Raw genomic sequence first — 13,670 nt, forward strand, 5'->3', positions numbered from 1 at the left:
ATCCCTGGCATTGGAAAGTGTCAGGGATTTTTGTTGGATCATGTCAGGCTGTTTTTACATCGTCCCAATCTTATGCACCTCCTTGTACTGAATCCGGTAAAGATTCGCATATGCCCCATCCTTTTCCAGCAATTGCTCGTGGTTGCCTTCCTCCACGATCCTTCCTTTATCTACCACAATAATTTTATCCGCCTCCTGGATCGTCGATAACCGGTGCGCAATCACAATAGCCGTGCGGCCGTGCATCAGGTTTTCTATCGCATGCTGGATCAGTTCCTCCGTTTCGCTATCCACGGACGATGTTGCCTCATCGAGCACGATGATCTTCGGCTCGTGCACCATTGCGCGTACGAAGGAAATGAGCTGCCGCTGCCCTACCGAGAGCGTCGCGCCGCGTTCCATTACATTATAAGTATAGCCGCCGGGCAAGCGCTCGATAAAATCATGTACACCCACCAGTTTTGCGGCTTCTACAATCTTTTCGCGGGTAATACTCTCATCACCAAGCCGGATATTGTTTTCAATGGTATCTGAGAAAAGGAAAACATCCTGCAATACCACCCCGATGTGCTTGCGCAATGCATTCAGCTCATAATCATGCACTTCTACACCATCGACGTAGATATTTCCTTTATTAATCTCGTACAAACGCGTGAGCAGGTTGATAATCGACGATTTCCCGGCCCCGGTTGCGCCCACGAAGGCAATGGTCTCCCCTTCTTTTACTTTAAAATTAATATCCCTTAAAACGTATTCTTCATCATTATAAGCGAACCACACATGCTTGAATTCCACATTACCCTTAATCGATTCCGGCGCAAATGTGCCTTCATTGGAAGTATATTCATCGCTGTCTAGCAGTTTAAGAATGCGGTCGGTACTGACGATCCCCATTTGCAGTGTATTGAAACGGTCGGCGAGCTGGCGGATCGGACGGAAGAAAAGGTTGATAAACATCACAAACGCCGTAACCGTACCGAACGTGATCTCTGCCCCCAAAATTTGCTTCGAACCATACCAAACCACCAGACCAGTACCCGCCGCCGCGATCACGTCCGCCACCGGATAATAAACCGAGTAGTATAGAATAGACCGTATGTTCGCATTGCGGTGCACCTTGTTAATCTCTCTGAATTTCTTGAATTCAATGTCCTCGCTGCTGAAAATCTGCACGATCCCCATTCCGGTGATGTGTTCCTGCACGAATGCATTAAGATTGGAAACAGCCGCGCGCACTTCGTTGAACGAATCCTTGATCTTTTCCTTGAAAACATAAGTACAGAAAAGCATCAGCGGGATCATCGAAAGACTGATGATCGAGAGCTTCCAGTCGGTGTAGAACATCACGGCGATGATCAGTACCAGTTGCAGAATATCCCCGGCAATGGCTGCCATACCGTCGCTGAACACGTTGGACAGCGTTTCGACGTCCGAAATGGTACGGGTTACCAACCGGCCGATGGGGGTATTATCAAAGAATTTGAGCCTCAAACCGATAATCTTCTGGTAGAGCTGCACGCGGATATCGCGGATAATGTACTGCCCGAGCCAGCCCGACATATAGGTGTTCCAAAACTGGGCGATGCCCTGCAAAACCGTTACAACCAACATGACAACGAGCATTACCGTCAATTGCGAGTAGTCGCCATTGGCAATAGGTGTATCGATCGTGTACTTGATCAGCAGGGGCGTCAACGGCGCCAGTACCGCATTGAGCAATATGATGGCAATGAGCAGGTAAAACTGCTTCTGGTAAGGTCGAACGAATGTGTATAGACGCCTTAGGGTGGGAAGATCGAATATCTGGCCGCTTTTGGTTTCCTGGTTCACCGGGTAGCTATTAGGTAATACAGTGGTTGTCTTGGATCAACAATGCAAAGGTAGAAAATGTCACAGAGGGGATAAAAAATCTGCCAATCGGCACATATCTTTTTCAAATACACTACATTAACGTTTCAAAGCCTCGATATCGTCAAAATGGAGCTGTTTCTGAGTTTATGTCTGGGAATAGGGCTGAGCGCGAGCTGCGGTTTCAGGATATTCCTGCCCATGCTGGTCGCGAATGTCGCCGCTATGAACGGCTGGATCACGCCGGGTGAGCAATTCGGGTGGCTGAGCACCTGGACGGCATTCTTCGCATTGGGCACGGCAACATTGCTGGAAATAGCCGCCTATTACATTCCGTTCGTCGACAACCTGCTCGATACCGTTGCTACGCCCGCGGCCGTGGTTGCCGGAACATTGCTCACTACATCATTCATCGATATTGATAATCCAATGCTGCATTGGGGGTTAGGGCTCATCCTTGGCGGCGGTACAGCCGGATTGGTGCAGGCAGGTACGGGTATTTTGCGGTTGCTTTCGTCCAAGACAACGGCGGGTATCGGCAATCCTGTGGTTTCAACCGCTGAGAATGTGGCGTCGTTCGGGCTCTCAGGTCTTGCGGTATTTCTGCCTGTAATCGCCCTGGCACTGGTAGTTTTGCTGGCTGTGTGGCTTTTGAAACGATTAACGAATTTGAAAAAGTCTTGATGCATGGTTTTCGTGTCTGATGCAATCCCGGTCCATTCGCTTCCAAAAACACCCAGCCAGGTACCCGCATTAAAGATTTTCAGGTTTAAAAACAGTGCCGAGGTGCAAAAGGACGGGACTATCCAGTCCGGGACTATCCAGTCGGGGACCGTCCAGTCCGGGACTATCCAGTCGGGTCCCGTGTCCCTGCCCATTACCCCCCTCCCGACCGACGCGCCGCACCGGCACACCTATTACGAGATCCTGTTCATCGAAGAAGGGCAAGGTTTTCACGAAATCGACTTTCATTCTTATAATATCCAGGGTGCCGGACTGCATTTTCTGACGCCCGGCCAAGTGCATTTGCTTACGTTTTCAAGTTCTTTTCAAGGGTATATCGTCGCGTTTTCGGAGGACTTTTACACATTTTATAATCCGATGAACCCGTCGCTTTCGCAGCTGCCATTCTTCCAACCGGCGCGCAGGCAACCGATCATCACGCTGTCCGACGGCGACAAGCATTACTTCCACAATATCCTCGAAAACATGGTCACCGACCATTTGAATGCTGAAACAGACCAAACGCTCATCGGACGGTATTTGGGATTGCTATTACAAAAATGCGCCTTCCTGACCCAACACAATGCCCAGCCTGCCGAATCGTCTGCATTGAGCGTACCAGAACTAGCAGGGCGCTTTCAGGAACTGGTGGAGAAGAATTTCAGGCAAATGCATGAAGTGCAGCAATATGCCGCCCAGCTATCGGTTACACCCGATTATTTAAGTAAAATCATCAAAAAACACCTCGGTATCTCCTGCCAGGAATACATTCTCGACAAGCTGCTGCTTGAAGCCAAACGGCTCCTGGTATTCTCTAACCTAAGCAGCAAAGAAATCGCCTACCACATTCATATGGACGACCCCTCCTATTTCAGCCGTATCTTCAAAAAGAAAACCGGGCTTACTCCCGCCGAGTACCGCGAGCATGTTCGGAAAAGTACCATTTAATAGCAAATTTGTACCTTGCTATCGCTTTTTGCTGCAAATATCTTTGTATTATCCAAAATTAAAATGGCTAAATAATACTATTGATATAAGTTATGCAGATAAAAAACGAACTGACGGCCGCTTCACTTCAATCTAAAATCGACCGGTTCTGGGAGGTTTCCGGCGAGAAAATCAAGCTCATTAATAAAGAGTACGACAACTCGAAAGGAACCCCGGTTTTCACGGTAAATGGAAAGTATACCCTTCGCGGCTGGACGGAATGGACGCAGGGCTTTCAGTATGGGGCCGAAGTACTGCAATTCGACGCAACCCGTGACGAAAGTTACCTCGCGAGCGCCCGCAAGAACACTGTACAATCCATGGCTTCGCACGTGGGACATTTCGGCGTACACGATCATGGTTTCAACAATGTGAGTACTTACGGCAATCTCCTGCGCCTGATGAACGAAGGTGTTATCCCGGAAAACGAATGGGAGCGTAACTTCTATGAAATCGCTTTGAAAGTGTCGGGAGCGGTGCAGGCGCGTCGCTGGACTACCATTAAAAATGGCCAGGGCTTTATCCATTCCTTCAACGGGCCGCACTCTTTGTTTGTGGATACGATCCGCTCGGTACGTGCGCTGATTGTCTCGCATTTGCTCGGACATAGCTACATGGGCGAGAATGACCTGAAAACCAGTCTGCTCGAACGCGGAACGTTGCATTCCATTGCCACGGCCAATTATTCGGTTTACTACGGCGAAGGCCGCGACAGTTACGACCTTTGGGGCCGTACGGCGCATGAAAGCGTATTCAATACCAACGACGGAAATTACCGCTGCCCCAATTCACAGCAAGGCTTCTCGGGCTTCACCACCTGGACGCGCGGCCTCGCATGGGCGATGGTTGGGTTCGCCGAACAGCTCGAATCGTTGGCCAGCTTCTCCGACGAAGAACTGGCACCGCTAGGCGGCCGTGCCGAAATCGAACGCATTTACCTCAAAGCGGCACAAGCTACCAGTGATTTTTACATTGCCAATACGGCATCCGACGGTATTCCTTACTGGGATACCGGCGCTCCCCAAATACACAAACTCGGAGATTACACTTCCCGGGTTTCCGATCCTTACAACGAATTCGAACCGATTGACAGCTCGGCGGCGGCCATCGGCTCGCAAGGGCTGCTTCGTTTAGGCAAGTATTTGAATGACAAAGGACAAAGCGAAGCCGGGAATCGCTACTGGCAGGCCGGTCTCACAGCCGTGGATTCGCTTTTCGCGGAGCCTTACCTCTCGACTGATCCTACGCACCAGGGTTTAATCCTGCATTCGATCTACCACCGTCCGAATGGCTGGGACAATATCCCCGCCGGCCAGAAGATCCCATGCGGCGAATCGAGCATGTGGGGCGATTACCATGCGAGAGAAGTAGCCCTTTACCTGCACCGGATCAATAAGGGGCTGCCTTATTACTCCTATCTGGGTGCAGTGAAGTGACGTTACAGTCATCCTGAGCAGACGAGACCGCCCGGCGGCCCGGTCCGCACAGGATGACATACGGACAGCGCTCGTAGCTGACAGTAGCGACTCTTTTTTAAAAAAGTTATCAGAATCCATAACCATTTCTCCGAATTGGAAAACATAACACTCGACCGGTGCTGTATCCACACCATTACGACCAAACCCTGGGGGCTTTCGGAGGCGGTGGAAAACTATGCTGCTGCCGGTGTAAAAGGCATTAGCGTCTGGCAGAATGCCACGGAAGGGATCGGGCCGCACCGCGCGGGCGAGATTATCCGGGCTGCCGGGCTGGAAATCGTCTCTTACGTACGTGGCGGGTTTTTCCCGCATACCAGCAGCGCAGGACGCGCGCAGGCGATCGATCATAACCGCAAGCTCCTCGAAGAAGCCGCAGCTTTGGGAGCGCCGATGATCGTCCTGGTATGTGGTGCCTCTCCCGATCAGTCGCTGGAAACCTCCCGCGACCAGATTCGCGAAGGCATTGCAGCCATTCTCCCACTGGCTGAAAAACTGGGCGTAAAGCTGGCCATCGAGCCGTTGCACCCGATGTACGCCGCAGACCGTTCGGCCATTAATACCATGGCGCAAGCCAATGATATGGCTGAGTATTTCAAATCGCCGTTTGTAGGCGTAGCGGTGGATGTGTACCATTTGTGGTGGGACGGCGACCTCGAAAAGGAGATCGCACGCTGCGGTGCAAATGGCAACCTGCTTGCCTACCACGTCTGCGACTGGAAAGTGAATACCATCGATCTTTTAAATGACCGCGGCTTAATGGGTGAAGGATGTATTGATTTGAAGAAAATCAGAGGCTGGGTAGAAGCTACGGGTTTCGATGGCTTTTGCGAAGTAGAGATTTTCTCGAATATCCATTGGGCGAAGGACCAGCATTTGTTTTTAAATGAAATAACAGAAGCATTTCTCAAAACCGTATAACAACAATGACAACACATACCATTGGCATTATCATGAACGGCGTAACCGGCCGTATGGGTACCAACCAGCATTTGCTGCGTTCGATCAAAGCCATTATCGAGCAAGGCGGCGTGAAGATATCTTCCGACGAGGTGATCATGCCCGACCCGATCCTGGTAGGTCGCAATGAGTCGAAGCTGCAAGCACTTTGCAAGCAATCGGGCGTTCAGAAATACACTACCGACCTGGATTCGGTCATGTCCGATCCCCATTACCAGATCTATTTCGATGCGCAGGTAACCGGTCGTCGTGCGGCGGCGGTGAAGAAGGCCATACAGGCTGGAAAGCATATTTATTGTGAAAAACCAACCGGTACTACTACCGAGGAGGCATTGGAACTCTATGATCTTGCTACCAAAGCAGGTTTGAAAAACGGTGTAGTGCAGGATAAGCTGTGGTTGCCAGGTTTGGTCAAATTGAAAAGACTGATGGAAGCCGGCTTCTTCGGAAAAATCCTTTCGGTAAGAGGCGAATTTGGTTACTGGGTTTTCGAAGGAACCAGTATTCCGGCACAGCGCCCTTCATGGAACTACCGCAAGGAAGACGACGGCGGCATTATCGTGGATATGCTCTGTCACTGGCGATATGTGCTCGACAATCTTTTTGGCAATGTAAAAGCCGTTTCCTGCCTGGGCGCGACGCACATTCCCGAGCGCGTGGACGAGAATGGAAATACCTATAAATGTACCGCCGACGACGCCTGCTATGCGACATTTGAACTGGAAGGCGATGTAATCGCGCATTTCAATTCATCCTGGACAGTACGCGTACGCCGCGACGACCTGCTCACATTGCAAGTGGACGGAACGCACGGCTCGGCCGTTGCCGGTCTGCGCGACTGCTACGTTCAGCATTATGGCAACACGCCAAAGCCGGTTTGGAACCCCGACATCGCGCAACCGATCCCCTTCTTCGATGGCTGGTCGAAGGTGCCCGAGCAGGAGATTTATGACAATGCATTCAAGGCACAATGGGAGCTGTTCCTGAAACATATAGTAAAAGACACGCCTTTCCCGTGGGATTTGAAAGCAGGCGCCCGTGGCGTGCAACTCGCCGAAAAAGGTCTCGAAAGCTGGGAGAAACGCCAATGGGTTGACGTGCAGGATCTATGAAAAAGACGGCATTAATCACCGGCGGGAGTCGTGGCATCGGTTTTGGCATTGCCAAAGCCCTTGCCAAAGAAGGATATAACCTGGCCATCAACGGCGTACGCGACGAGGCGGGCGCCGCCGATGCGCTCAATGAATTGCGCGAGCTGGGTGCGGAAGTGGCCTATTGCCAGGGAAGCATTGCCAGCGCGGCTGATCGCGAGACTATTATCGAAAAAGCCTATTCCATTTTCGGGCAGATCAACCTGCTCGTCAACAATGCCGGCATAGCGCCGCGTGTAAGGCTCGATATTCTCGAAACGACCGTCGAGAACTACCAGGAAGTGATGACGACCAACCTCGAAGGCCCGTTCTTTTTCACCCAGGCCGTCGGCAAACGCATGGCGGCTGCGAAACAGGATAACCATGCATTTGAGGCGGCGATCATCTTCGTAACGTCTATTTCAGCCACCGTAGCGTCGATCAATCGCGGTGAATATTGTATTTCAAAAGCGGGGCTTGCAATGACCAACCTGCTTTTCGCGGTGAGAATGGCCGAGTACAACATTCCTGTTTACGAAATCCGTCCGGGTATTATTTCCACCGACATGACTTCCAAAGTACAGGAGAAATACGACAACCTCTTCCAGAGCGGCATTGCATTGCAACCGCGCTGGGGCACACCCGAAGACGTCGGCAAAGCCGTGGCATCGCTCACGAGAGGCGATTTCCCCTACTCCACCGGCCAGGTGATCGGCGTAGACGGCGGAATGCTGATTGACAGGCTCTAAACGACCTACTAAACATCCTAACCCTATGTCAACAACAACCAATACCCCACAACCATCACTGCTTTCGCAGTTGTTACAAATACCAGTAATAGTGGCTGCATTGGGCTACCTGGTCGATATGTACGACCTGTTTTTGTTCAGTGTGGTGCGGGTACCGAGTCTCAAAGCGTTGAACGTCGCCGACGATCAGCTGCTCAGCGAAGGCATCAGTTTATTGAATTACCAAATGGCGGGAATGCTGATCGGCGGCGTGTTGTGGGGAGTGATTGCGGATAAAAGGGGTCGGCTTTCGGTACTTTTCGGATCGATTATCATGTATTCACTGGCCAATATCGGCAACGGTTTTGTCACATCGCTTGATCAGTACGCGGTTCTTCGCTTTATTGCGGGCGTCGGGCTGGCCGGTGAGCTGGGTGCGGGCATTACGCTCGTTACGGAGGTGCTGCCCAAAGAAATACGCGGTTACGGTACCACCTTAGTGGCTACGCTTGGGGTTTTGGGTGCAATTTTAGCTTACTTCGTAGCCGATTTATTTGCGTGGCGCATATCCTATTTTGTAGGAGGTGGCATGGGTTTGTTGCTTTTGGTATTGCGTTTCAACGTTTTTGAATCGGGCATGTTCAAGCATGCCAAGGAGCGTTCGGTGGTCCGTGGTAACATTTTCATGATCCTGACCAACGGCAAACGCCTCGGCAAATACCTGATGGCGATCCTGGTAGGCTTGCCCATCTGGTTTGTAGTGGGCATTCTCATTACTTTTTCACCCGAATTCGGGGCTGCGAAAGGAATTGAGGGGATCAATGCAGGAAAAGCAGTAATGCTCGCTTTTTCAGGGCAGGTAGGCGGAGATATCGTCAGTGGGTTACTTAGCCAGTATATGCGGAGCAGGAAAAAAGTGATCAGGCTGTTTATCGTGCTGTCGCTTGCCATGGTGATCGGTTATTTACTTATTCCGATGCAGGATTTGTTCTCCTTCTACTTGCTTTGTACCTTGCTCGGATTCTGCAATGGTTACTGGACATTGTTCATTACCATTGCTGCCGAATTGTTCGGTACGAACCTCCGTGCTACGGTAGCAACGACGGTTCCCAATTTCGTGCGCGGCGCGACCATTCCGCTGGCGGCATTGTTTGTGAGTTTCAAACCTGACCTGGGCGTGATCCAGAGCGGGCTGGTAATAGGTATAGCAACGTCCGTAGTGGCATTACTGGCCTTATATTTCCTGGAAGAGACATTTACAAAGGATATGGACTTTGTAGAAAAAGAATAGTTTCGGTTTTAGTTTTAGTTAAAAGCGGCCCCCACAGATGGAGGGCCGTTTTTTTTAACAGTTTAACACTTTTCCAAGCAACACTCCCGCACAGACTTACGTCTCTTGGTTACATTTTTAAAAATAGCCATGAGATACCGTTTAATTGCTTATGCTGGGAATCAACCACTTGTCCCACCCGAAATTCCGCTCGTGTACTTTGATTCCCGACGTACACGCAGCCCGCTTTACCTTTGCAGCGTTCTTAAAATAGAACAAAACTTATAGCCATAAAAATAAAATAGTCATGAAAACATCAGTTAAAACCTTCATTTGCGCATTTGCGCTTGCAGCCGCTTCTTTCACTGCCTACGCAGGCGATAAAGAAGCCAAAAAAGCATCTTCTTTCGGTACCGGCATTTACGCCACCAAAACCGGTAAAATCAACGTCCTCGTAGACAAAGGCAGCACCGACAGCAAAACAACCCTGCTGCTCAAAGACGCCGAAGGAACCGTAGTATACCGCGAAACAATTTCGAAAGACAACAAAAAATTCGGCCGTACACTGAACCTCGACGCCATGGAACCCGGCAAATACAAGCTGGACATTATCAGCGGCAACGAAGTTCAAACCAAAACTTTCGAACTGGCCGATCAAAAGATCGAACGTATTCTGACAGTTAAGTAAGGTTCAAATACATAGTATCCGGGCGGCGCCTCCCCATTGCGGGAGACGCCGCTTTTTGTTGTGCCAAAAAATAATTTCCCTGTTACCTTTTTTAAAACCGACGTATCAATAGAAAGTCTAAAACCAAAAGTTCACTTTTTAGTAGAACTTTTATAAATTGTACTGTCGGCGAGCAATGGAAATCAAACGTAAAAGCATATTAAATAAACTAGTTGCTAAAAATCACGGGAATAAACGGTTAGAACAGGCTATCCACCAGCTAATCGCGGACCTGGAACAGATGTCGTTCGCTAGTAAGGGTGAACTTCTGGAAGTGAGGAAAGATGCCGACCGGGTCCACGGTAAAGATTTTTATTTCTTCGATCTGCATGTGCACAGGACATTGGTATTTGTTCAATTCAAAGAAAACCTTGCAACAATTATTTGGGCAGGAACCCATGCAGAATATGTAAGGACTTTCAAAAACAATACAAACACAATCGAAAAATGGCTCAGAGAAAGAGACTTGCTGAATTAGCCGAACCGGATATCAGGAGAATACTTGACGCAGGCCGGATCGACAACGAGCTGGACCTGGAAAGGGTAACCCTTGCGGAACGGCATTTAATGTTACAAGAGGAACAGCAACCCGAGTTACGCGAGATGCGACGGACACTAAGTAATTTGACCATCGATTACGAGAACAGATATTGGTCGGATAGTTCACGCGTTTCTGACGCCCAGGTCCAAGAGCACGACGCAGCCGAAATCCAGGCTGAACGAGAATACGTTTTCATTAGAGACCGGCGTAAACTGATTCTTGAAAAACTTCAAGCATTCTCTTTAAAACAAAAAGACCTCGCACTCCTATTAAACCACAGCAAATCCTATACTTCCGAACTGCTGAACGGGATCAGGCCGTTTTCGACTAATGATTTGAAATTGATTCATTTACTATTCGAAATCCCGCTTACAGACCTCATCATCACAATTCCCTCACAGGGTACATTAAGTCGGCTGGAAACGGCGATAGACAAAATTTCGTCCGCAAACCCAAAAGCCAAATTACTCCGCGAAACGCTCGCGAATCGTCCGGTAGCGAAGGGCTTTCTTTCTGAGGGCTGGGATGACGAAGATTTGGAGGAACAAAGTGAGCCGGACGAACGTATCGACGAACTCACACTTTCAAATAAATGAGTTACAAAATTGCAAGGAGATCAACGGCATAGTCCACTTTTTGCTTTTTGAATATTCAACTGAAAATCACTCATCTGTATGGACACCCGTCGAGATTTCCTTCAAAAACTATCCCTGGGCATCGGTGCAACAGCGCTAACCGACCTCCCCGTCTCTGCGCACGAGCTCTACGCCGGCCCAAAAGCCGACAAGCAATTGCGTGTAGCATTAATGGGATTGGGCGGTTACGCCGGTCGGGTGGCCGACGCGATGAAGGATTGCAAAATGGCAACGCTCGTCGGAGCGGTTTCGGGTACGCCTTCAAAACTCGAAACCTGGAAACAGAAATATAATATTCCGGAGAAAAATACCTATAACTACGAAACAGTCGCCAAAATAAAGGATAATCCGGACATTGATATTGTATACGTCACCACGCCGAATTCCCTGCACCACAAACACGTATTACAAATCGCTGCGGCCGGGAAGCACGTGATCTGCGAAAAACCCGTCGCCGACAATGCGCAGCAAACGAGGGAGATGATCGCCGCCTGCAAAAAAGCGGGCGTGCGGTTCTACATAGGCTACCGGATGCATTTCGAGCCGCACACGCGTGAGCTCATACGTATGCGCGAGGCGGGAGAGCTGGGTAAGATCATGCACGTAAACAATTATATGGGCTTCAAATCGGGTGACCCGAACCAATGGCGACTGAAAAAAGCCCTCGCAGGCGGCGGCGCGATGATGGACGTGGGTATTTACGCGCTCAACGGTGCGCGCTATGCAACCGGTGAAGAGCCGATCTGGGTTACGGCACAGGAAACGAAAACCGATCCGGTCAAATTTAAGGAGGTCGATGAAACCGTGATGTTCCAGCTTGGATTCCCGAGCGGCATAGTGGCCAGCTGTGGTACCACTTATGCATTCAATAATTACGAGCGGCTGTATGTGATCGGTGAAAAAGGATTTGTGGAACTGAGCCCCGCATTTGGGTACGGTCCTATCAAAGGCCGCTCGCATCTGGGCCCGATGAATCAGCCGGTGGTGACGCACCAGACGCTCCAAATGGACGGCATCGCCGATATTATCCTCAACAATAAACCTGATCCGAATGTAACCGGCGAAGAAGGTTTGAAGGATATGATCGTCGTGGATGCCGTTTATGAATCCATCCGCAAAGGCGGCGCGAAGATTATGCTGGCTGGAAAGTAAGTTATGCACAGACCCAACTTTCTTGTCATTTGCGGTAAAAACAAGCGCCGCAGCCGCACGGCAGAGTACATATTCAAAAACGACCAACGGTTCAATATCCGCTCGGCTGGATTAAGCCCTCAAAGCAATCGAAAGATTTCCGAGGGCGATCTGAATTGGGCGGATATTGCTTTGGTGATGGAAAATGACCACAAGTCCAAGATCCGTAAACTCTACGACCACCTCGACCTCCCACCCATTCAGGTACTCGACATTCCCGACGAATATGAGTTTATGGATGAAGAGTTGATTGAAATCCTTACCACCAAAATCAATACGCTGCTGGAATTACATTTTAACGCCTGATGAAACGCCTTCTTCCGATTTTCTCACATTACTAACCTTTCAATCCTTCGGGCAGTCGCATTTTAAGCAGTTATTCAAAGATTGCCATTTAGAAGGCAGCACCACCATTTACAACTACAAAAAGAAACTATGGACGATCAGCGACGGCGACGATTCCCGGAAGCTGACGCAACCGGCTTCGACCTTCAAAGTCATTAACCTGCTCATAGCATTGGAAACGGCACTTTAATAAAAAATTTTTACGACATCGTTGCGCAACCGATTAATTGCACATATATTTGCAATCGATCGATTGCGCAATTAATCAGAATAAAATGAGACGAGATGTTTTTCAGGCCATCGCCGATCCTACCAGGCGGGATATCATCGGCCTGATCGCGAAAAAACCGATGACGCCCAATGCGGTGGCCGAATCCTTCGGCGTGAGTCGCCAGGCCATTTCGAAGCATATCCAGATCCTGCTTGAATGCGGCCTGCTGGGGATCAATCCGCAAGGACGTGAACGCTATTACACGGTGCAGCCCAAAAAGCTGGCGGAGGTGGCCGACTGGATCGACCCGTTCCGCAAAATGTGGGAAGACCGGTTTGAGAAACTGGACGATATTATCAACACTTTAAAAAACGAACATCATGGCAACCAAAAATGAAACCAAAATCATTGTAGAACCAGGCAAGCAGGAGCTTTTCATCATCCGCGAATTCGAAGCGCCGCGCGACATTGTGTTCCGCGCATTCAGCGAAGAGGATTTACTCACACAATGGGCCGCCGGACCCAACGATATGACGGTGCATTATGAAAAATTCCAGCCATACGCAGGCGGCTCCTATCGTTTCATCAATACAATTCCCGGTAATCCGATGGAATTTGCATTCCACGGCGTATGCCACGAGCACACGGCACCGGAACGGATCATTCAGACCTTCGAATTTGAAGGCTTGCCCGAAAAGGGCCACGTGATATTGGAAACATCCCGCTTCGAGGACCTGCCCGACGGCCGGACACGCCTAACCGTTCAATCCGTTTTCCAATCCGTTGCAGACCGCGATGGTATGGTGCAATCGGGCATGGGGCGAGGGGTGACAGATTCATACGCGCGGCTGGACGCGCTTTTGGAAAAGGAAGTTGTATAGTTGTAAATTAGAAGCATT

15 protein-coding genes are annotated in these 13,670 nt (G+C 49.8%); 14 read left to right on the top strand and 1 reads right to left on the bottom strand.

Going from position 1 to position 13,670, the window contains the following annotated elements:
- Positions 1-54 precede the first annotated feature (54 nt).
- On the bottom strand, positions 55-1,830 hold the full coding sequence (locus BMW93_RS03595; RefSeq protein WP_090373791.1) for an ABC transporter ATP-binding protein: 1,776 nt from the start codon (positions 1,828-1,830) through the stop codon (positions 55-57).
- 147 nt (positions 1,831-1,977) lie between these two features.
- Between BMW93_RS03595 and BMW93_RS03600 the strand changes: the two genes are divergently transcribed.
- The 14 genes from BMW93_RS03600 (at position 1,978) to BMW93_RS03665 (ending at position 13,652) form a co-directional block, all read left to right on the top strand.
- Positions 1,978-2,532, top strand: coding sequence for a DUF4126 domain-containing protein (locus BMW93_RS03600; RefSeq protein ID WP_090373792.1), 555 nt, complete (start codon positions 1,978-1,980; stop codon positions 2,530-2,532).
- A gap of 3 nt (positions 2,533-2,535) precedes the next feature.
- Positions 2,536-3,519, top strand: coding sequence for an AraC family transcriptional regulator (locus BMW93_RS03605; RefSeq protein WP_090373793.1), 984 nt, complete (start codon positions 2,536-2,538; stop codon positions 3,517-3,519).
- A 92-nt stretch (positions 3,520-3,611) separates the two neighbouring features.
- Entirely contained in the window at positions 3,612-4,994 is a 1,383-nt protein-coding gene (locus BMW93_RS03610) for a glycosyl hydrolase (protein ID WP_090373794.1), read from the top strand.
- Positions 4,995-5,129: 135 nt separating this feature from the next.
- Positions 5,130-5,954, top strand: a complete 825-nt coding sequence (locus BMW93_RS03615) for a sugar phosphate isomerase/epimerase (protein ID WP_090373795.1) — start codon at positions 5,130-5,132, stop codon at positions 5,952-5,954.
- A 5-nt stretch (positions 5,955-5,959) separates the two neighbouring features.
- The gene (locus tag BMW93_RS03620) at positions 5,960-7,105 is read left to right on the top strand and encodes a Gfo/Idh/MocA family protein (protein WP_090373796.1); all 1,146 of its coding nucleotides are present in this window, start codon (positions 5,960-5,962) and stop codon (positions 7,103-7,105) included.
- A complete protein-coding gene (locus BMW93_RS03625) occupies positions 7,102-7,872 on the top strand; it encodes a 3-ketoacyl-ACP reductase (RefSeq protein ID WP_090373797.1) in 771 nt (256 codons plus the stop codon). Before BMW93_RS03620 ends, BMW93_RS03625 begins: the two co-directional genes overlap by 4 nt.
- Before the next feature lie 25 nt (positions 7,873-7,897).
- A complete protein-coding gene (locus BMW93_RS03630) occupies positions 7,898-9,142 on the top strand; it encodes an MFS transporter (RefSeq protein ID WP_090373798.1) in 1,245 nt (414 codons plus the stop codon).
- A gap of 286 nt (positions 9,143-9,428) precedes the next feature.
- The gene (locus tag BMW93_RS03635; protein ID WP_090373799.1) at positions 9,429-9,809 is read left to right on the top strand and encodes a DUF3244 domain-containing protein; all 381 of its coding nucleotides are present in this window, start codon (positions 9,429-9,431) and stop codon (positions 9,807-9,809) included.
- 175 nt (positions 9,810-9,984) lie between these two features.
- Complete coding sequence (locus BMW93_RS03640) at positions 9,985-10,326, top strand: type II toxin-antitoxin system HigB family toxin (protein WP_090373800.1); 342 nt, start codon at positions 9,985-9,987, stop codon at positions 10,324-10,326.
- Entirely contained in the window at positions 10,296-10,985 is a 690-nt protein-coding gene (locus BMW93_RS03645) for a helix-turn-helix transcriptional regulator (RefSeq protein WP_090373801.1), read from the top strand. The genes BMW93_RS03640 and BMW93_RS03645 overlap by 31 nt, the downstream gene beginning before the upstream one ends.
- Positions 10,986-11,063: 78 nt before the next feature.
- Complete coding sequence (locus BMW93_RS03650; RefSeq protein WP_090373802.1) at positions 11,064-12,176, top strand: Gfo/Idh/MocA family protein; 1,113 nt, start codon at positions 11,064-11,066, stop codon at positions 12,174-12,176.
- A gap of 3 nt (positions 12,177-12,179) precedes the next feature.
- The gene (locus BMW93_RS03655; RefSeq protein ID WP_090373803.1) at positions 12,180-12,521 is read left to right on the top strand and encodes a low molecular weight protein tyrosine phosphatase family protein; all 342 of its coding nucleotides are present in this window, start codon (positions 12,180-12,182) and stop codon (positions 12,519-12,521) included.
- 314 nt (positions 12,522-12,835) lie between these two features.
- Positions 12,836-13,168, top strand: a complete 333-nt coding sequence (locus BMW93_RS03660; protein ID WP_090373804.1) for a helix-turn-helix transcriptional regulator — start codon at positions 12,836-12,838, stop codon at positions 13,166-13,168.
- Positions 13,152-13,652 (top strand): SRPBCC family protein, encoded by a 501-nt coding sequence (locus BMW93_RS03665; RefSeq protein WP_090373805.1) that lies wholly within the window; start codon positions 13,152-13,154, stop codon positions 13,650-13,652. Before BMW93_RS03660 ends, BMW93_RS03665 begins: the two co-directional genes overlap by 17 nt.
- Positions 13,653-13,670: the final 18 nt, after the last annotated feature.

Source organism: Dyadobacter sp. SG02 (assembly GCF_900109045.1).
Classification (GTDB): Bacteria; Bacteroidota; Bacteroidia; order Cytophagales; family Spirosomataceae; genus Dyadobacter.

Bases quoted from the DNA above. Each gene is read 5' to 3' on its own strand.
- BMW93_RS03610 (WP_090373794.1), top strand. From the start codon at position 3,612: ATGCAGATAAAAAACGAACTGACGGCCGCTTCACTTCAATCTAAAATC.
- BMW93_RS03635 (WP_090373799.1), top strand. From the start codon at position 9,429: ATGAAAACATCAGTTAAAACCTTCATTTGCGCATTTGCGCTTGCAGCC.
- BMW93_RS03605 (WP_090373793.1), top strand. From the start codon at position 2,536: ATGGTTTTCGTGTCTGATGCAATCCCGGTCCATTCGCTTCCAAAAACA.
- BMW93_RS03640 (WP_090373800.1), top strand. From the start codon at position 9,985: ATGGAAATCAAACGTAAAAGCATATTAAATAAACTAGTTGCTAAAAAT.
- BMW93_RS03650 (WP_090373802.1), top strand. From the start codon at position 11,064: ATGGACACCCGTCGAGATTTCCTTCAAAAACTATCCCTGGGCATCGGT.
- BMW93_RS03660 (WP_090373804.1), top strand. From the start codon at position 12,836: ATGAGACGAGATGTTTTTCAGGCCATCGCCGATCCTACCAGGCGGGAT.
- BMW93_RS03665 (WP_090373805.1), top strand. From the start codon at position 13,152: ATGGCAACCAAAAATGAAACCAAAATCATTGTAGAACCAGGCAAGCAG.
- BMW93_RS03645 (WP_090373801.1), top strand. From the start codon at position 10,296: ATGGCTCAGAGAAAGAGACTTGCTGAATTAGCCGAACCGGATATCAGG.
- BMW93_RS03630 (WP_090373798.1), top strand. From the start codon at position 7,898: ATGTCAACAACAACCAATACCCCACAACCATCACTGCTTTCGCAGTTG.
- BMW93_RS03625 (WP_090373797.1), top strand. From the start codon at position 7,102: ATGAAAAAGACGGCATTAATCACCGGCGGGAGTCGTGGCATCGGTTTT.
- BMW93_RS03620 (WP_090373796.1), top strand. From the start codon at position 5,960: ATGACAACACATACCATTGGCATTATCATGAACGGCGTAACCGGCCGT.
- BMW93_RS03600 (WP_090373792.1), top strand. From the start codon at position 1,978: ATGGAGCTGTTTCTGAGTTTATGTCTGGGAATAGGGCTGAGCGCGAGC.
- BMW93_RS03655 (WP_090373803.1), top strand. From the start codon at position 12,180: ATGCACAGACCCAACTTTCTTGTCATTTGCGGTAAAAACAAGCGCCGC.